Genomic DNA, 17,193 nt, shown 5'->3' on the forward strand with positions numbered 1-17,193 from the left:
TTTAACAGTATCGGTTACTTTTTCTTGGGCGGCGCCTTGGGCGATAACATCAGAAACATCCGCTTACCTTCCAGTTTTGGAAGCTGCTCTACTTTGGCCAGATCCTCCAGGGCCTGGGCAAACTTGAGAAGCAAGATCTCACCACGTTCCTTAAACACAATGCTTCGTCCCACAAAGTGCACATAGGCTTTTACCTTGGCACCTTCTTCCATAAAGGTCTTGGCGTGCTTGAGCTTGAACTCGAAATCATGGTCGTCGGTATTAGGGCCGAAGCGAATCTCCTTCACTACGGTCTTGGCGGCATTGGCCTTGATCTCCTTCTGCTTTTTCTTTTGCTCGTACTTGAACTTTGAATAGTCAATGATACGGCAAACAGGGGGATCTGCTTTGCCTGAGATCTCTACCAGGTCCAAGCCCTGCTCTTCGGCCATCTTAATGGCCTGCTGAACGGGATAAACACCTGGTTCGATGTTCTCTCCTACTACCCGCACCTGGGGTGCTTTGATCTTGTTGTTAACTTTATAGGGCTCTTCTTCGCGCACCCTAAAGTTACTGCGCATGGGTCTTCTGATGTGTACCTCCTGTTTTTATGGTAAAACAAAAACCATAAACGGTATTATACGCTACAAATACCGGATTTGAAGCGCAAATATACGTTAATTTTCAGTATGTACTAATAGGCCTGCTCCGGATTTTGTTTAGGATCAGCCTAAATATTCTGATATTTCTTCCTTAAACTGATCAACGAAGGCCTGCAGCGAAACACTGCCCTGGTCGCCCTGGCCATGGCGGCGTACGGCCACCTGGCGCTGCTCCTGCTCTTTTTCGCCCACTATCAGCATAAAGGGTACTTTCTGCACCTCTGCATCGCGGATCTTGCGGCCGATCTTCTCATCACGGTGGTCTACCGAGCCGCGGATCTCGTGCTCCTGCAGCAGCTGCAGCACTTCATTGGCGTAATCGGCATATTTTCGCTGATGGGCAGTACGGCTACCTGATCGGGCGAGAGCCAGAGCGGGAAGTTGCCGCCACAGTGCTCGATAAGTACGGCCACAAAGCGCTCCATAGAGCCAAAAGGCGCCCGGTGGATCATCACCGGGCGGTGCTTCTGGTTATCGGCGCCGGCGTACTCCAGCTGAAAGCGCTCGGGCAGGTTATAGTCTACCTGTATGGTTCCCAGCTGCCAGCTGCGGTTCAGGGCATCGCGCACCATAAAGTCCAGCTTGGGACCATAAAAGGCGGCTTCGCCTTCTACCTGCACGGTGTTGAGTCCCTTTTCCTGAGCGGCTTCTATAATATCCAGCTGCGCCCGCTCCCACTGCTCGTCCTTACCAATGTACTTTTGCTTGTTATTGGGGTCGCGCAGGCTTATCTGGGCGGTATAGTTCTCAAAGCCCAGCGCACTAAAGGTATAGAGCACCAGATCGATCACCTTCTTGAATTCATCCTTTACCTGATCGGGCCGGCAGAAGATGTGGGCATCGTCCTGGGTAAAGCCCCGCACCCGCGTTAAGCCATGCAGCTCGCCGCTCTGCTCATAACGGTACACGGTGCCAAACTCGGCAAGGCGCACCGGCAGGTCTTTGTAGCTGCGGGGCTTGGCTTTGTAGATCTCACAGTGGTGCGGGCAGTTCATGGGTTTGAGGAAAAACTCCTCCCCTTCATTGGGGGTCTTGATAGACTGAAAGGAGTCTGCCCCGTACTTCTCGTAGTGGCCGCTGGTCACATAGAGCTCTTTGTTGCCAATATGGGGGGTGACCACCTGATCGTAACCCGCCCGGCGCTGGGCTTTGCGCATGAACTGCTCCAGGCGCTCCCGCAGCATGGTACCTTTGGGCAGCCAGAGGGGCAGGCCCATGCCTACCTTTTCGCTGAAGGTAAACAGCTCCAGTTCCCGGCCCAGCTTGCGGTGATCCCGCTTTTTGGCCTCTTCGATCATCTTCAGGTACTCCTGCAATTCACCCGCCTTGGGGAAGCTAATGCCGTAGATGCGGGTAAGCTGCTTGCGCTTTTCGTCACCGCGCCAGTAGGCTCCGGCTACGTTCAGCAGCTTGATGGCTTTGATAAAACCGGTATGGGGAATGTGCGGCCCGCGGCAAAGGTCGGTAAAATTACCCTGCTGATAGAAGGTGATGGTACCGTCTTCCAGGCCTTCCAGGAGCTCAAGCTTGTACTCGTCGTTCTTCTCCTGAAAATACTGAACTGCCTCAGCCTTGCTCATGGCCCGGCGGCTATACTCGCTTTTTTGTTTGGCCAGTTCGGCCATTTTCTGCTCTATAGTGGCCAGATCGGTTTCGCCCAGGGTTTGCTCGCCCAGGTCCACATCATAGTAAAATCCCTGTTCAATGTTGGGGCCAATGCCAAACTTCACGCCCGGATAGAGGGCTTCCAGGGCTTCGGCCAGCAGGTGAGCGCTGGAGTGCCAGAAGGCGCCTTTGCCCTCGGTATCGTTCCAGGTGAGTAGCTGCAGCTGGGCATCTTCCTCTATGGGGCGGGTGGCGTCCCATACCTGGCCGTTTACCTTGGCGGCCAGCACATTGCGGGCCAGGCCCTCACTGATGCTTAAGGCGACATCCAGGCCAGAGCTCCCTTTGGGGTACTGGCGTACACTACCATCAGGCAGTGTTATGTTGATTTGTTCCATTCGGCCTACTCGTCTACTGTTTTGGGTTTTACCGTATTTGCTTCCGGCAAACTGTTTATCTCGGCCTGCCGGGCTTTCCAGCGGGCTATGTTCTCCAGGGTTTTGTCTACCACCACCAGGGCCTGACGGGCCTCCAGATAGGTAGTGTCGATCAGAAGGGCATTGCGGTACTGCTCCCGGGCGGTATAGTACTGCCGTTTGCGATCATACAGCTTGCCGAGCCAAAAGTAAGCCTCTTTCGAACGGCTGTCAAGTGCCAGGGTACGGTTAAAATAATATTCGGCCGAATCGGTACGGTTTTGGTCCAGGTGCAGGCGGGCGATCATCAGCGCGATGTCGGGTTTCTCTCCCCTTTGTTGCTGGATCTGATGCAGTACCACCTGGGCACTGTCGGGCATGCGTGCCTCCATAAGCAGGGCCACCGCCTGTAGCGGCAGCGCTTCATCTTCGGGCTGCAGTGCCATGCTTTTGCTCAGGTACCGCAGCGCCTGCCGGTAGTTTTTCTCTGAGCGGTAAATGGCCGAAAGGATGGTATAGAGCTCTGGCTGACCCTCCAGCAGCCCCAGGTTGTCTTCCAGATGGGTTTTTGCCCGGGCAGTATCGCCCTGGGTCATATAGAGCTTCCCTTTTTCAAAGATCAGCTGGCTGTTGCGGGGCTCTGCCTCCAGGGCTTTGTTAAGATAATTCATGGCCTGGGGATAAAAACCCTGCTGGGCATTTACCTGGGCCATAATGGTATAGGCGCTGGCCGTCCGATCACCCAGCTGCCAGGCAAACTGGATGGACTCTTCGGCACGGCGGTGCTTGCCGGTAGCCAGAAACAGGCGCGCCAGCTCCTTATGGTAGAGGGCATTGGAAGAATCCAGCTTTACGGCACGCTTCAGGTTTAGAATGGCATTGTTGCTGTTGCCCATGGCTTCCAGAATCCGTGCCTTTTGGTAGTAGCCGTCGGGATTGGACGGATACTGCTCTATGGTCTGGCCAATGGCCTTGAGGGCCGTCTGGTGATAGTCAGCGGTATACACAGGCTGGGCATACATTTTCTCGCCGGTCTCTTCCGGTCTGCAGGATGCCAGGCCCAGCACAAGCGCAATGATCAGGCTATGGGTGAGAACTAGTTTATTCATTTCCCTAAAAATAACACAGGCAGGCGGAAAGTTCGCCATCGGCTCTGAAAATCCTTTCTGGCAGGTGCATCTGTAGGAAATGAGATGAATCAACCTGCCTTGCGGAGCCCGTCATAAGCTGAGCCGGCAGCGGCAGCATACACCGCATGGTTGAGGCCATCGGTCAGGATCTCCTCCCCACTCCACCTGGTGATGGGCTTTGCCAGGCCAAGCTTGGGCAGCATATAGGCAGCGGCTCCCCAGATGGCCAGCCAGTGCAGGGTGGTTGCGGGCAGGCCACGGATGCCCAGCGCATCTAAACCGCCTCTGAAGAGGCCCCAGCCAGTACCATAGGCAACATGCACCAGGTTGTTCATGCTTTCTTTTGAGGCCTTGCTCTGTGGTTCAATGTCCAGCACTTTTTCAGCAGCTTCGGCAGGGGCATCACTGCTTTCCCTGCCGGTGATTTTCATTTCCAGCAGCTGGGCGGCGGTTATGGCTACCGTACCCAGCAGCCCGGCCAGCAGGCCTCTTCCCAGGTGAAGGGCCAGGCTATCGCCGGCTGCTCCAATTTTTTTTATGGTTCTCATATCTGCGGTATTTGATGTAGGTTCAGTTCACTTGCTTATGTACCCCTTTGGCGCAGCAGTCTGGAAAGGGGAATCAGGGAGGCAACATTGATAAAGGCTCCAGCTACACAGTACAGGCATACTTTTTTCTGCACTGTGGCCATGTTGTAGAGGTAAAAGACTCCCCCTGCAGCCTGGCCCAGCAATAGCCCCCCCAGCAGAACATCGAGCCTGGAGCGAGATGTGTTGCGGGCAAGTGCGGCCCCGGCCAGGCCTATAGAGGCAGCATATAATGCCAGGCTGATGGGGCCATCGGGCAATCCCAGGATCCGGGCCTCCTCAGAGGCATTGACTGCATCGGAATCGAAGAGGGCGGAAGGGGGATCGGGCAGGTGGCGGATCACCCCCAGCTGGTAGAGCGAAATAGGAATAAAATCCAGCACCCCAAGGGCGCTGAGCAGGGCAATGGTTCTGCGATGCCGGGCTGCAGAGCCACTTGCGTTTCGGATATGCTGTACCGGGTTCATGGCCATGGGGGATTGGGTTAGCGCCTGGTCATGAGCAGGCCGCCGGTAAGCAGCCCGCCCAGCAGCAGGAGCCCGGCCAGCAGCTCAGGCTTATGCTTGGAGATCCACAACTGGGTGCTGTGCTCGTGGGCCTTTTCGCCAAATTCGCCATGGGCGCCATGGACACCCGGTACCGGCTCCCAGAGGTTGTGCTTTTGGTTGGGATCTTTGGGCTGCTGTGTCTGCTGTCCTTTTATGCCGGTACGGGAAAGTACCCAATCGGCAAACCAGGGCGCCAGCTTATTGCCAACAATGGCCTGCACGGTGGGAAAGCCCACCAGCACTTCCCGCCGTTTGTGCTCGGCGGCAAACAGTATGGCATCGGCGGCAACCTCCGGCTGGTAGATCTTACCCATGGGGCGAGGCCGGTTGGGCAGGCGGTTTTTTACAAAACCAAACTGAGTAGTATTGAGGGCGGGCAGCTCCACCATGCTAATGGAAATGGGGCTATCATCGTGTAGCAGTTCGGTGCGCAGCGAATCGAAGAAGCCCTGAATGGCATGCTTGGCGCCGCAATAGGCCGACTGCAGCGGGATACCCCTATAGGCCAGGGCCGAGCCTACAAATACAATAGAGCCCCTGTTGCGGCTGCGCATGCGCTTAAGGGCGGAGAGCGTGCCATACACCTGACCCAGGTAGGTAACGTCGGTTACGCGTTTGTACTCCTCAGGCTTCATGTCCTTAACCGGGCTGAAAACGGAATTCATGGCATTGTTGACCCATACTTCTATGGGGCCCAGTTCCTGCTCGATCTTTTCAGCAGCTTCTTCTACTGCCTGGGCGTCGGCCACATCTACCTTGTACCAGCGGGCCTTCTGGCCCAGGGCTTCAATTTCTTTTTTGGCGGCCTCCAGGGCTTCCTCTCCTCTGGCTAACAGGGCCACATCATAGCCCTTTCTGCCAAACAGGCGCGCCGTTGCACGCCCTACTCCGGCAGAGGCGCCGGTAATCACCACCACTCCTTTTTTTGCTTGCTTCGTAGTTATTTCCATAGGTGTTTTGAGCATTTGCTCAGGTTTAAAAAATTCAGGCCGCAGCTGCATGCTCCTGCTCATCCGATGCAGAACCTGCTACAGCCGGTACCTGCCTACTCTAACAGCGTAGGCCCGGAATGGTTGTAAAAACGGCAGGGGTAGCTGGCGGCCTGTATCGGCAAACGTACCCATGTATTGCCAGGGCATGCCCAAATTGACAGCTGCCGAATGGCCCCTGCCACATACAAAGTGAAGGGAAAGGCGCTATCTTTATAGAGGGTTATGCACTGCCCCTATCTGGTGCGGCAGGCAACAGCGGTGGTCAGCCTCTAAAAAATACTGCCGGTATCACCAGCCAGGTAGGAATGGTAAGAGAGCTTTTCCTATTTTTAAAGCGCTACATCCAAGACGCATTTTTTCATGGAGTTTCCGATTTTACAGGACATTGTAATCATTCTGGGGCTTGCCGTCCTGATCATCCTCATCTTTCAGAAACTGAAGATGCCCTCCATTCTGGGGTTTCTGCTGACCGGCCTAATTGCCGGCCCCCATGGCCTGAGCCTGATCCGCGCCCGCCACGAGGTAGAGATGCTGGCCGAGATAGGGGTTATTTTTCTGCTGTTTGTCATTGGCATTGAGTTTTCCCTCAAAGGGCTCTCCACTATCAAGAAAACCGTATTCTGGGGCGGAAGCCTGCAGGTTTTGGGCACCATTCTGGCAACGGCTTTGCTCACCAAACTCATGGGAATGGACTGGGGGCAGGCGGTTTTTATGGGCTTTTTACTCTCGCTCAGCAGCACGGCCATAGTGCTGAAACTGCTGCAGGCCAAAGGAGAGATCACCGCCCCTCATGGCCGCATTGCGGTGGCCATTCTGATCTACCAGGATCTAATTGTAGTGCCCATGATGCTGCTTACCCCCATCATGGCCGGGCAAACCGAAAATGTTTCTACTACGCTGCTCATTCTGCTGGCTAAGGTAATAGGGGTAGTGAGTCTTATCATTGCCTTTGCCCGCTATGTGGTGCCGGTGATCCTGAACCTGGTGGTGAAGACCCGCAGCCAGGAGTTGTTTATTCTCACCATCATAGTGCTGTGTTTTGCAACAGCCTGGCTTACCTCTTCGGTTGGCCTGTCGCTGGCGCTGGGGGCTTTCTTTGCGGGGCTGATCATCTCAGAGTCCGACTACAGCCACCAGGCTACGGCCAATATTCTCCCCTTCCGGGAAATCTTTATCAGCTTCTTTTTTGTATCCATCGGCATGCTGATGGACCTGAGCTTTCTGCTGGCGCACCTGCCCATGGTACTGCTGCTGAGCCTGGGGGTGATTGTGCTCAAGATCCTGGTAGTTTCCCTATCGGTGCTGGTCCTGCGCTACCCGCCCCGCATTGTGCTGCTAACGGCGCTTACCCTTTTTCAGGTGGGTGAATTTGCCTTTCTTTTATCAACCGTAGGCCTGCAGCACGGACTGCTGGCAGATACCAATTACCAGTATTTTCTGGCCATATCTATTCTGAGCATGGCAGCTACCCCCTTTGTTATTGCCAAGGGGGGCGCTATTACCAGCTTTTTGCTGAAGCGTACCTTGTCGGCGCGCGTGCGCCAGCGGCTGGAGCGGCGCAGCAAGCAGGAAACAGCCCTTTCAGGGGCCGATAGCCTGCACGATCATATTGTGATTGTGGGGTATGGGGTAAATGGGAAAAATGTTGCCCGGGCGGCCCGCAGCGCAAAAATTCCCTATGTGATCGTAGAGCTTAATCCCGATACGGTAAAAGCTGTAAAAAACGAGGGGGAGCCCATTATCTATGGCGATGCAGCTCAGGAGGTGATCCTGCACCATGCCCATGTACATGAAGCGCGGGTGGTGGTGGTTGCCATTTCAGACCCCCTGGCTACCAAAAACATTGTGGTACATATTCGCCAGTTCAATCCCTCCATTTACATCATTGTGCGCACCCGCTTTGTGAGCGAGATAGAGGAAAACCTGCGCCTTGGAGCTAATGAGATCATACCGGAAGAGTTTGAGACCTCTATTGAGATCTTCACCCGGGTGCTTAATAAGTATCTGGTACCCAATGAGCAGATCCATGCCTTTGCCACGCATGTGCGTTCCCAAAATTATGAAATGCTGCGGGCTCAGCATGCCCTCAACGGCCTGCCTGAGCACCTCACCCTTAACCTGCCCAATGTAAGCATCAGCGTGCTGGAGGTGAAACAGGGAACCAACAAGATCGTGGGCAAAACGGTGGCAGACTCGGAGCTGCGCAAAAACTTTGGCATCACCCTACTGGCCATCAAACGGGGCAATCATTTTGAAACCCAGATCACCCCTGCCCAAACGGTAGAGCAGGATGATGTGCTCTACGTTTTTGGCCAGCAGGAAAACATTGCGGCCTTCAGCAAATACCTGAAGATGTGAACCCCTTTTCAGTCCCCTAATCACCCAAAAAAGAGGGGTACAGCGTCATGCCGCCGTCTACATACAGGGTGGCGCCTGTAATGTAGTCGGCCTGGTCAGATACCAGCCAGATGGCAGCCCGGGCAATGTCTTCGGGATCGCCGATGCGGCCGTAGGGAATCTGCTCCAGCATTTTCTTTTTGCCCTCCTCCTGGCTCCACTCCTGCTCATTGATGGCCGTTTTGATGGCGCCGGGCGAGATGCTGTTTACCCGAATGCGGTCCCGGGCAAGCTCCTGCGCCAGGGATTTCATCAGCATCATCAGTCCCCCTTTGGCGGCGGTGTAATTGGCCCTGCCCGCCCAGGGAATGATATCATGCACCGAGCTGATGAACAGGATCTTGCCGGCCGCAAGCGAGTGCTCCTCCCGCAGTCCCTGCTTTTTGAAGTGTATGGCGGCTTCCCGGGCACAGAGAAAAGCGCCGGTCAGGTTGGTATCCAACACCTGTTGCCACTCTTTCAGGCTCATGTCGGATAGGGGGGCATCTTTCTGGATGCCGGCATTATTTACCAGTATATCCAGGGAGCCGAAGGCATCTATAGCGTCTGCAACCATCTTTTTCACCTCCTCTTCGCTGCCTACATCGGCCTGTATGACCAGGGCTTTCCGGCCTGCTTTTTCTACCACCTGACGGGTCTTCTCCGCTCCTTCTTCATCGGAGTGGAAATTGATGACCACCCTGGCACCGGCCTGGGCCATGGCAATGGCAATGGCCTGCCCAATGCCGGAGGAGGCTCCTGTGATCAGAGCGGTCTGGCCCGTTAGTAGTTCAGGGATGGCTGGTTTCATACATATTGATCATTTGTGGTGTAATCGCCCGGCTTTGCGGAAAGGTCCCGGTTCAGCTGCAGGGCGGCGCTGATCAGGGAAAGGTGGGTAAAGGCCTGCGGAAAGTTGCCCAGCTGCTGGCCCTGCAGGCCAATCTGCTCGGAGTAGAGGCCCAGGTGGTTGGCATAGCTCAGCAGCTTTTCAAACAGCAGGCGGGCTTCTTCTACCCTACCGGCTTTGGAGAGGCACTCAATGTACCAGAACGAACAGATACTAAAGGTGCCCTCGGGTCCGTCCAGCCCATCGCTGGCGCCATTTTCAAGGCTATAGCGGTACACCAGTGAATCGGTTACCAGCTCCCGCTCTATGGCCGCCAGGGTAGCTACCCAACGGGGCTCCGCCGGGCTAAACATGCGCATTAGCGGCATCAGCAGGGCCGAGGCATCTACCAGGCTGGCCCCTTTGTACTGCACAAAGGCCTGCACCTCTTCATTCCAGTACTCAGTATAGATATGGAGGTAAATCTCGTCCCGCACCTTGCGCCATTTGTCCAGCGGGGCCGGAAACGAGCGGTAATCGGCAATCTGAATTCCCCTCTCCAGCGCTACCCAGGCCATGACCTTGGAGGAGAGAAAATCACGCTCCTCATTGCGCACCTCCCAGATGCCATGGTCGTCGGTTTGCCAGATGGTGGTCACATGGTCTATGAGCATGGCCACATACTTCCAGAACTCATAGGTAATGGGCCCGCCATGCATGTTATAGAGGTAAATGGTATCAATCAGTTCCCCATAAATATCCAGCTGAAACTGCTTGTAGGCCGCATTGCCCACCCGCACCGGGCGCGATCCCTTGTAGCCCTCCAGGTGGTCAAGCTCCACTTCCTCCAGCTTACAGGCGCCGTCTACGGCATACATCAGCTGCAGCTCAGAGGCATCTGCCATGTGCTCAATGCGGTCCATCACCCAGCGAATGTACTGCCGGGCCTCCTGGGTAAAGCCCAGGCTCAGGAAGGCGTACATGGTAAAGGCCGAATCGCGGATCCAGGTAAAGCGATAATCCCAGTTGCGGGAGTAGCCCACATATTCGGGCAGGCCAAAGGTAGCTGCCGCTACGGTAGACCCGTAGGTATAGGAGGTGAGCATTTTTAAGGTAATGGCGGAGCGCAGCACCATTTCCCGCCAGCGGCCGGTATAAGTTGATTGTTCCACCCAGTTGCGCCAGTAATGCACCGTTTCCAGAAAGGCCCGCTGGGTATAGGCATCCAGCTCTTCTTTTTCATACAACCTGGCTTTTTTGGTGCGCGATTCCAGTACAAACGACAGCAGCTCTCCCTGCTGCAGCACCCATTCGCCAGTAATGCTGTGGTGCTGCAACTGCAGTTCCCGATTGCTCAGTAGCCGAAACCTGAGTCCTTTTTTATCCACACACTGCACATGTATGCTATCGGGCTGCTGCTCCATAATGGGCAGGCTGCGGGCATAATCGAAGCGGGGCAGGCACTCCATTTTAATGCGCAGCTCGCCTTTAATGATCTTAAGGGTTCGGACAAGGGAAAAGCGTTTTTCTTTCTGCTTGATGGGCAGAAAATCGGTAAGCTCGGCAATGCCCCCCCGGGTATAAAAGCGGGTAAGCAGAATGCCGGTTTCGGGCAGGTACATTTGCTTGCTGTCGTACGGCTCGCCATTGGGACTGATCTGCCAGTGTCCGCCTTTTTGCCGGTCCAGCAGGGCAGCAAAAATGGTGGGCGAATCAAAGCGGGTAAAGGGCAGAAAATCGATGGAACCCGTTTTGGAGACCAGCGCCGTGGTATGCAGGTTGCCAATCAGGCCATAATCTTCAATTGGGAGATAGTCATTCATGATGGGAAAGATTAGCCATGGGGATGCCTGCATGGGGGGCATTGCCTGTATCATACAGCAAAGTAGCCGGCTGCTGCCCCCTTTTGCTGCGCACTTGTTCTGAAGAAACTCCGCCCCCTCTTACTTGTTCACAACGTTAGGGCACAATCTGCTGTAGACTGGCCTGTAGGGGGGCAGACCTGGGGGTAAGGCATGAGGGAATAAGGGGGTGATTCAGGGTTCCGGCCAGCCTTAACGGATTAATATTGCGGGAAAATCGCATTTTCCATGGGCATTTCTCCTACATTTTACGTATTTGGGTATGCGAGTGCATTTTCTTCTACATTCGGCATGCAAACCACCTATACGTTTACCTATTTCAAGGACTTTGCCCGGTATTTGTTAAACAATCATCTTCCGGCCCTGGCCCGGTACTATTACCAGCTCCTGTGTAAAGCAAATGCCCCCCTGCTGAGTGCAGTAGCCCACCTGAGTGAAGAGCAGCAGATCGCTATTGCCCGTGCATCTATAGAAGATTTTCTGCAGCGTGTGCAGCAGAATACCGCCCTGGAAGGAGCCCAACAGGTGCTGGACCAATGGCGCCAGAACCAGCATCAGCATTTCAGGCGGGAAAGCATCGTTACGTCCGATATAGTACTCACCATCAGTGCCCGGCGAAAGCTCTACCGCCAGCACCTGCATCTTTATACCACTGATTTGCAGGAGGGGATCCGCATCATGGAGGATTATGATGGTTTTCTGACGCTGCTTAACCAGCGTACGTTTGAAGTTTACCAAGAAGTACAGCAAGAAGTGCTGCGCCGGGAGCGGAACCTCTTTGAGTCGGTGATCAGCAATAGTGTGGATGGCATCATTGCCTTTGACAAAGATTTGCGCATTCTGGCCCTTAACAAGGTGCTGGAAGAGCACAATGGCGTTAAGGAAGCCGATGTGGTGGGCAAAAAGATCTTTGAGGTTTTTCCGGGCTATGAAGAATCTGAAGAAGGCAAGTCTTTTTTAAAGGTGCTGAAGGGCGAGCAGATCTACCTGCAGAACCGCCCCTTCCGGCGAAAAAAAGGCTTTTACGATGTGCATACGATCCCCCTGTTCAGCAGCCGGGGCGAGTTACAGGGGGGGCTGTCGGTGGTGCATGATATCAGCCTGCGCAAGGAGCAGGAAGATGCCCTCCGGCTGAAGCAACAGGAGCTGCAGCAGCAAAAAGACGAGCTTACCGCCACGGTAGAAGAGCTGCGGGCCAGCAATGAGGAACTGGAAAAAACACGCAGGCAGCTGCAGGAGCTGAATGCCCGGCTGGAAGAACGGGTGCACCAGCGCACCGAGCAGCTGGAGTACCAGCGCCAGTGGCTCTACAAACTCTTTATGCAGGTGCCGGGCCTTATTGGCATAGTATCCGGCAAAGAGGGGTCGGTGGTGCTGTACAACGAGGCATTTTCCCGCCTGTGGGGTGGCCGCCAGGTGCTGGGCCTGCCCATGCGCGAGGCCTGGCCCGAGTTGGAAGGCCAGGGGTATTTTGAGATCCTGGATGAAGTACTCAGCAGCGGCAAAACCATTAGCCTACGGGAATTTCCCGGCCAAATCGACCGCCACAACAACGGACAGCTGCATCAGGCCTATTTTAACTTTACCTACAGCCCCTACATGAACCCCTCCGGCGAAACAGAGGGCGTAATTCTGTATGGGGTGGATGTAACCGAACAGGTAGAGGCCCGCCGGCAGACCGAGCAGAGCGAAGAAAAACTCTCCATGGCGCTGGAGGCCGGCCAGATGGGGATCTGGGATTATGACCCCAAGACCGATACCTCAACCAACTCGCTGCTCTTTCATCAGCTTTATGGCTATGACAGCCCCAGCCTGGCCTGGTCTTTTGCCGACTATCTCAACCACATTCATCCCGAGCACCGCTCCCTGGTAGAAAAGGAATTTGCCAAAGGCCTCAAAAAGGGCAGTATGGCCTTTGAAGCGCGCATCCTGCAGCGGGATGGGAACAGCAGCTGGGCCGCCATCATGGGCAAGGTCTACTACAATGAGCAAAAAGAACCCATCCGCATTGTGGGCATCATGACCGACATCAGCGAGCGCAAGCGGGCCGAAGAAGAGCTGCAGCAAAGCCACCAGGAGCTGCAGCGCACCAATACTGATCTGGATAACTTTATCTACACCGCCTCCCATGACCTGCGCTCGCCCATTGTAAACCTGGAGGGCCTCATCAGCATGCTGCAGCGCAACCTGGCCCAGCAGTTGGAGGCCCAAAACGGCCAGCTGCTGAACATGATGACCACCTCCATCAGCCGCCTGAAACGAACCATCGACGGCCTAACCGACATTACCCGTATTCAGAAGGAGGATGAGCAGCGGGAGCTGCTGTCCATTGACCAGATCCTGCAGGAAGTGAAACAGGATGTGGCCGGCCTGCTGGAGGAATCCGGCGCCAGGCTGGAAACCGAGCTGCAGGTGCCCAGCCTGGAGTTTGCCCCGCACAATTTGCGCAGCATTCTCTACAACCTGCTCAGCAATGCCATCAAGTACCGCAAGCCTGATGTACCCCTGGTGATTCGCATCCAGACCTACCGGCACGAGAACCACATTGTGCTGAGTGTGGAAGACAATGGCCTGGGCATCAATGCGGCCAATCAGAAAAAGCTCTTCTCCATGTTCAAGCGATTTCACAGCCATGTACGGGGCTCGGGCATCGGCCTCTACCTGGTGAAACGCATCATCGAAAATGCCGGCGGTCGGGTAGAAGCCCAGAGCCAGGAAGGGCAAGGCAGCCGCTTCTGTGTGTACTTCCCGGCCTGATTTTCATACATTCTGGCGGAATATCTTGCCTGCCCCAGAGATTTTGCTGCTATCCCCCTACCTTTGCAGCGGCTCCTGTCAGCGGCTGACACCTCCTTAAATCGCTGTGCAGCAGGCAGCCACCCCTGACGGCCTGATGGCTGTAAGGCCTTTTTGCGCTATACCCCTTACCCACGTATACATGATTCGGAAGAGAATTTGTGGGCTGCTGGGCCTGCTCCTCCTTTGGGGCGCCAGTGCCAGTGCCCAGCAAAGCCCAAAAGAAGTAGCCCACAGCACCAATGGCTGGTTGCTGATCATGAATGAGTACCGCTTTTCGCCCAAATGGTACCTGAGCACCGAGCTGCACCTGCGCCGGGCCGATCTGGTCAAAGACTGGCAGCAGTACATTCTGCGGCCTGCGCTTAACTACCGCCTGCACCCCAACCTGGATGTGGCCCTTGGCTACAGCCACATGAAAACCTACCCCTATGGCGATCAGCCGGTGCGTACCATCATTCCCGAAAACCAGCTGTGGCAACACCTGCTGCTGCGCCATGGCCTTGGCAAGGCAGGACTAACCCATCGCTACCGCCTGGAGCAGCGCTGGATCGGCAGCACGGTGCCCAATTCCGAGGGCGGCTGGGACATCAGCGGCACCGACTATGCCCAGCGGTTTCGCTACCGGATCTTTGCCCGCCTGCCCCTGTTTACTCCCGCCGCCCGGCCTCAGCAACAACTCTTTGCTGCCTTCTGGGATGAGGTGTTTCTGAACCTGGACACCGATTTTCTGGTACGCAACCTGCAGCAGAACCGGATTTACCTGGGCCTGGGCTACCAGTTCAGCCCCATGGCAAATGTGCAGGCCGGCTATATGAGCCAGCTGATCCGCAAGCCAAACGGCATCCAGTATGAGCAAAATCCCACGCTCAACGTTTCGCTCTTCTATAATCTTGATCTGTACCGCAAACCCTCTGAGCCAACAGGCTCTACCAGCAAACCCGCCCAGACCCGCAGGCTCACCAGCTTCAGACGATGAAGCAGGTAAGTGCTGATGGCAGGCCGTAGGGTCTGCCTGTAGTACTGTTCCTCTATCACCAAAACAGCCCGGAAATAAGCTTCCGGGCTGTTTTTTTTAGGTGGTATCAAATTCCTGAGCTTATCGCACGGCATCAAGTACCTAGTCTGCTAAATAAGCGAATCCTCAATGCTCAGGCTTCGGGCATAATGCGTACCACCAGGCCATCCAGGTCCGGTGTTACACGCAGCTGGCAGGAGAGCCGGCTGGCGGCAGTGGCATGCGGCAGCGACTCCAGCATGTACACTTCATCATCGCCCGGTTCGGGCAGCTGGGGGCTTTCCAGTACCTCTACATGGCAGGTGGCACAAATGGCCATGCCGCCACACATGGCCTGTACCTCCAGCTCATGTGCCTTCAGCACTTCCATAACCGTTAAGCCCATATCTGTAGGGGCATCCAGCTCCAGCTGCTGCCCTCCCTCCTGGCGTACAATCAATCGTATGCTGTTTTCCATCTTAGAGCTCCTGTATGCCGTTTACGGTGGTATATTTTAGGGTGAATTTTTTATCGGGATACACCAGTTTATAGGCGCTCTGAGCCATCAGGGCCGCCTCATGGAAGCCGCAAAGGATCAGTTTAAGCTTGCCGGGATAGGTATTGATATCTCCAATGGCATAAACGCCAGGAATATTGGTACTGTAATCAAAGGTATTCACCACCAGAGCATTCTTCTCCAGCTCCAGCCCCCATTGGTCAATGGGCCCCAGCTTGGGCACCAGCCCGAAGAGCGGGATAAAATAGTCGGCCGCCTGTGCCTGCGACTCGCCCTTATCAGGCTGCACGATCACTGCCTCCAGAGCCTCCCGGCCATGTACCTCCACCACATTGGCGTTCAGAACCAGGTTGATCTTGCCCTCAGCTGCCAGGCTGGCCACCTTATCGGCCGATTCGGGCGCGCCGCGGAAGGAGCTGCCCCGGTGCACCAGGCTGAGTTCACTGGCTACTTCGGCCAGAAAAATGGTCCAGTCCAGGGCGGAGTCGCCGCCACCGGCCAGCACCAGGCGTTTGCCCCTGTATTTCTCGGGGTCTTTCACCATATAGTCGATTCCCCGGCCTTCAAAGGCCTCCAGCTGGGGAATGACCGGCTTGCGGGGCTCAAAGGAGCCCAGCCCACCGGCTATGGCTACGGCCTTGCAGGCTATGCGGGTACCTTCTGAGGTACTTACAATAAAAGAACCATCCTCCTGCCGCTGCAGCTCATCTACCCGCTCGCCCAGGGTAAAGCCCGGGTGAAAGGGCGCAATCTGCTGCTCCAGGTTTTTTACCAGATCGCCCGCCAGAATATGCGGAAATCCGGGGATATCATAGATGGGTTTCTTGGGATAGATCTCGGTAAGCTGCCCTCCCACTGCCGGAAGCGCATCTACCACATGGCAGCGCATTTTTAGAAGCCCTGCTTCAAACACGGCAAACAGGCCTACAGGGCCTGCGCCAATCACACATATATCGGTTTGGATTACGGACATGAGTATAGCTATATATAAAAGTATTTTGGAGATGCAAATATAGAACAGCAAGGCTGCTTACACAGCCTTTGGAGAGATACAAATGGGCAAACCATCTCCTTTTGCTTGAAAATTCCTCTCTGACAACCCTAAAAACAGGGGTATTTGTTCCTTGTTGGGCCAGCTGACAACGTCAGCCTTCATAAATTTAGTGCACGTCTCAAGCAGGATTTTTCCAGCACGCGCTTCCTGTTCAACCAGTAGAGGAGTTGTTGAACGAATGCTTCAACATTGCTTTTGTACAAAAAATGAGCATTCTCTGCTCTATCTCTTTTTGCATAACCCCAGCCCCTCTGAGCCGTAGCCTATAGTAGGGAAAAGCATTTTTTTCACTTAAAAAGATTGATATGAAACGTTTACTGTTACCCCTTGTTTTTTTAGTATTTAGTACAATTTGTGCCCTTGCACAACCCTCTACCCGACCGCAGCTTTCATCCGATGGAGCCATTGAAGCCATTCAAGCCAGAAACTGGCTGATTGGTACCAGCGTTGGCAACCTTGGTTATAATTTCAAGTCTGAGACCTTCCAGTTTGAGATCATGCCCCGGGCTGGCTATTTTGTAAGCGACAATGCCTTGCTTGGTGCGCAGACCCAGCTGGGCCTCACCTTTTATGATGGCGGCGAACTCTTTAGCTGGGGCATCACCCCCTTTGGCCGTTATTATATCCCGGAAGGGTCCCGCTCCAGCGGACGCTGGTTTGGCGAAGCCCTCGTGGGGCTTGGCGGCAGCTCACTAAGGGGCAGCGATGAAGATGCCGTATTCTCCTTTGTATGGGGACTGGGCGTAGGCTATGCCCACTTTGTTGCCAGTAATGTAGCCCTTGAGGGCACCCTGGGCTATACCAGCACCAGTGCCGATATTCAGGTGGGCAATGAACGAAGTT

Annotated in this window: 13 protein-coding genes and 1 pseudogene; 4 read left to right on the forward strand and 10 right to left on the reverse strand. The window is 54.9% G+C overall.

The annotated features are described in order from the left end of the window. Window positions 1-14: 14 nt before the first annotated feature. The 6 genes and pseudogenes from infC to ADICEAN_RS01875 all read right to left on the reverse strand — a co-directional run bounded on the left by infC (window position 15) and on the right by ADICEAN_RS01875 (window position 5,877). Window positions 15-560 carry a translation initiation factor IF-3 gene (gene infC / locus ADICEAN_RS01850; RefSeq protein WP_009193802.1) on the reverse strand — a complete coding sequence of 182 codons (546 nt, stop codon included), beginning with the start codon at window positions 558-560 and terminating at the stop codon, window positions 15-17. Between the two features lie 144 nt (window positions 561-704). Continuing rightward, window positions 705-2,644: pseudogene (gene thrS, locus ADICEAN_RS01855) on the reverse strand (threonine--tRNA ligase). 5 nt (window positions 2,645-2,649) lie between these two features. Then, window positions 2,650-3,771 carry a tetratricopeptide repeat protein gene (locus tag ADICEAN_RS01860; protein WP_009193805.1) on the reverse strand — a complete coding sequence of 374 codons (1,122 nt, stop codon included), beginning with the start codon at window positions 3,769-3,771 and terminating at the stop codon, window positions 2,650-2,652. Window positions 3,772-3,860: 89 nt separating this feature from the next. Further along, window positions 3,861-4,340: a hypothetical protein gene (locus tag ADICEAN_RS01865; protein WP_009193806.1), complete on the reverse strand. Its 480-nt coding sequence runs from the start codon at window positions 4,338-4,340 to the stop codon at window positions 3,861-3,863. A 35-nt stretch (window positions 4,341-4,375) separates the two neighbouring features. Continuing rightward, entirely contained in the window at window positions 4,376-4,846 is a 471-nt protein-coding gene (locus tag ADICEAN_RS01870; RefSeq protein WP_236612850.1) for a vitamin K epoxide reductase family protein, read from the reverse strand. A gap of 17 nt (window positions 4,847-4,863) precedes the next feature. After that, window positions 4,864-5,877, reverse strand: coding sequence for an SDR family oxidoreductase (locus ADICEAN_RS01875; RefSeq protein WP_040395962.1), 1,014 nt, complete (start codon window positions 5,875-5,877; stop codon window positions 4,864-4,866). A 402-nt stretch (window positions 5,878-6,279) separates the two neighbouring features. Between ADICEAN_RS01875 and ADICEAN_RS01880 the strand changes: the two genes are divergently transcribed. Then, window positions 6,280-8,277 (forward strand): monovalent cation:proton antiporter family protein, encoded by a 1,998-nt coding sequence (locus tag ADICEAN_RS01880; RefSeq protein WP_009193809.1) that lies wholly within the window; start codon window positions 6,280-6,282, stop codon window positions 8,275-8,277. 16 nt (window positions 8,278-8,293) lie between these two features. On the opposite strand, the gene ADICEAN_RS01885 is transcribed toward ADICEAN_RS01880, so the two are convergent. After that, on the reverse strand, window positions 8,294-9,106 hold the full coding sequence (locus ADICEAN_RS01885) for a glucose 1-dehydrogenase (RefSeq protein ID WP_009193810.1): 813 nt from the start codon (window positions 9,104-9,106) through the stop codon (window positions 8,294-8,296). Further along, window positions 9,103-10,947 carry a glycoside hydrolase family 15 protein gene (locus ADICEAN_RS01890; protein ID WP_040395963.1) on the reverse strand — a complete coding sequence of 615 codons (1,845 nt, stop codon included), beginning with the start codon at window positions 10,945-10,947 and terminating at the stop codon, window positions 9,103-9,105. The genes ADICEAN_RS01885 and ADICEAN_RS01890 overlap by 4 nt, the downstream gene beginning before the upstream one ends. Window positions 10,948-11,277: 330 nt before the next feature. Between ADICEAN_RS01890 and ADICEAN_RS20825 the strand changes: the two genes are divergently transcribed. Both ADICEAN_RS20825 and ADICEAN_RS20830 read left to right on the forward strand, forming a co-directional pair. Then, window positions 11,278-13,743: a PAS domain-containing sensor histidine kinase gene (locus tag ADICEAN_RS20825; protein WP_009193812.1), complete on the forward strand. Its 2,466-nt coding sequence runs from the start codon at window positions 11,278-11,280 to the stop codon at window positions 13,741-13,743. A gap of 181 nt (window positions 13,744-13,924) precedes the next feature. After that, window positions 13,925-14,761, forward strand: coding sequence for a DUF2490 domain-containing protein (locus tag ADICEAN_RS20830; protein WP_009193813.1), 837 nt, complete (start codon window positions 13,925-13,927; stop codon window positions 14,759-14,761). A gap of 172 nt (window positions 14,762-14,933) precedes the next feature. On the opposite strand, the gene ADICEAN_RS01905 is transcribed toward ADICEAN_RS20830, so the two are convergent. Together ADICEAN_RS01905 and ADICEAN_RS01910 are read right to left on the reverse strand one after the other, a co-directional pair. Then, a complete protein-coding gene (locus ADICEAN_RS01905; protein WP_009193814.1) occupies window positions 14,934-15,257 on the reverse strand; it encodes a 2Fe-2S iron-sulfur cluster-binding protein in 324 nt (107 codons plus the stop codon). Window position 15,258: 1 nt separating this feature from the next. Beyond that, window positions 15,259-16,269, reverse strand: coding sequence for an NAD(P)/FAD-dependent oxidoreductase (locus ADICEAN_RS01910; protein ID WP_009193815.1), 1,011 nt, complete (start codon window positions 16,267-16,269; stop codon window positions 15,259-15,261). A gap of 386 nt (window positions 16,270-16,655) precedes the next feature. Between ADICEAN_RS01910 and ADICEAN_RS01915 the strand changes: the two genes are divergently transcribed. After that, on the forward strand, window positions 16,656-17,193 hold a 538-nt coding region (locus tag ADICEAN_RS01915), incomplete at its 3' end, for a hypothetical protein (RefSeq protein ID WP_040395951.1).

This window comes from Cesiribacter andamanensis AMV16 (assembly GCF_000348925.1).
GTDB classification, from domain to species: Bacteria; Bacteroidota; Bacteroidia; order Cytophagales; family Cyclobacteriaceae; genus Cesiribacter; species Cesiribacter andamanensis.

Bases quoted from the DNA above. Each gene is read 5' to 3' on its own strand.
- ADICEAN_RS01910 (WP_009193815.1), bottom strand. From the start codon at position 16,269: ATGTCCGTAATCCAAACCGATATATGTGTGATTGGCGCAGGCCCTGTA.
- ADICEAN_RS01865 (WP_009193806.1), bottom strand. From the start codon at position 4,340: ATGAGAACCATAAAAAAAATTGGAGCAGCCGGCGATAGCCTGGCCCTT.
- ADICEAN_RS20830 (WP_009193813.1), top strand. From the start codon at position 13,925: ATGATTCGGAAGAGAATTTGTGGGCTGCTGGGCCTGCTCCTCCTTTGG.
- ADICEAN_RS01875 (WP_040395962.1), bottom strand. From the start codon at position 5,877: ATGGAAATAACTACGAAGCAAGCAAAAAAAGGAGTGGTGGTGATTACC.
- ADICEAN_RS01905 (WP_009193814.1), bottom strand. From the start codon at position 15,257: ATGGAAAACAGCATACGATTGATTGTACGCCAGGAGGGAGGGCAGCAG.
- infC (WP_009193802.1), bottom strand. From the start codon at position 560: ATGCGCAGTAACTTTAGGGTGCGCGAAGAAGAGCCCTATAAAGTTAAC.
- ADICEAN_RS01870 (WP_236612850.1), bottom strand. From the start codon at position 4,846: ATGAACCCGGTACAGCATATCCGAAACGCAAGTGGCTCTGCAGCCCGG.
- ADICEAN_RS01860 (WP_009193805.1), bottom strand. From the start codon at position 3,771: ATGAATAAACTAGTTCTCACCCATAGCCTGATCATTGCGCTTGTGCTG.
- ADICEAN_RS01880 (WP_009193809.1), top strand. From the start codon at position 6,280: ATGGAGTTTCCGATTTTACAGGACATTGTAATCATTCTGGGGCTTGCC.
- ADICEAN_RS01890 (WP_040395963.1), bottom strand. From the start codon at position 10,947: ATGAATGACTATCTCCCAATTGAAGATTATGGCCTGATTGGCAACCTG.
- ADICEAN_RS20825 (WP_009193812.1), top strand. From the start codon at position 11,278: ATGCAAACCACCTATACGTTTACCTATTTCAAGGACTTTGCCCGGTAT.
- ADICEAN_RS01885 (WP_009193810.1), bottom strand. From the start codon at position 9,106: ATGAAACCAGCCATCCCTGAACTACTAACGGGCCAGACCGCTCTGATC.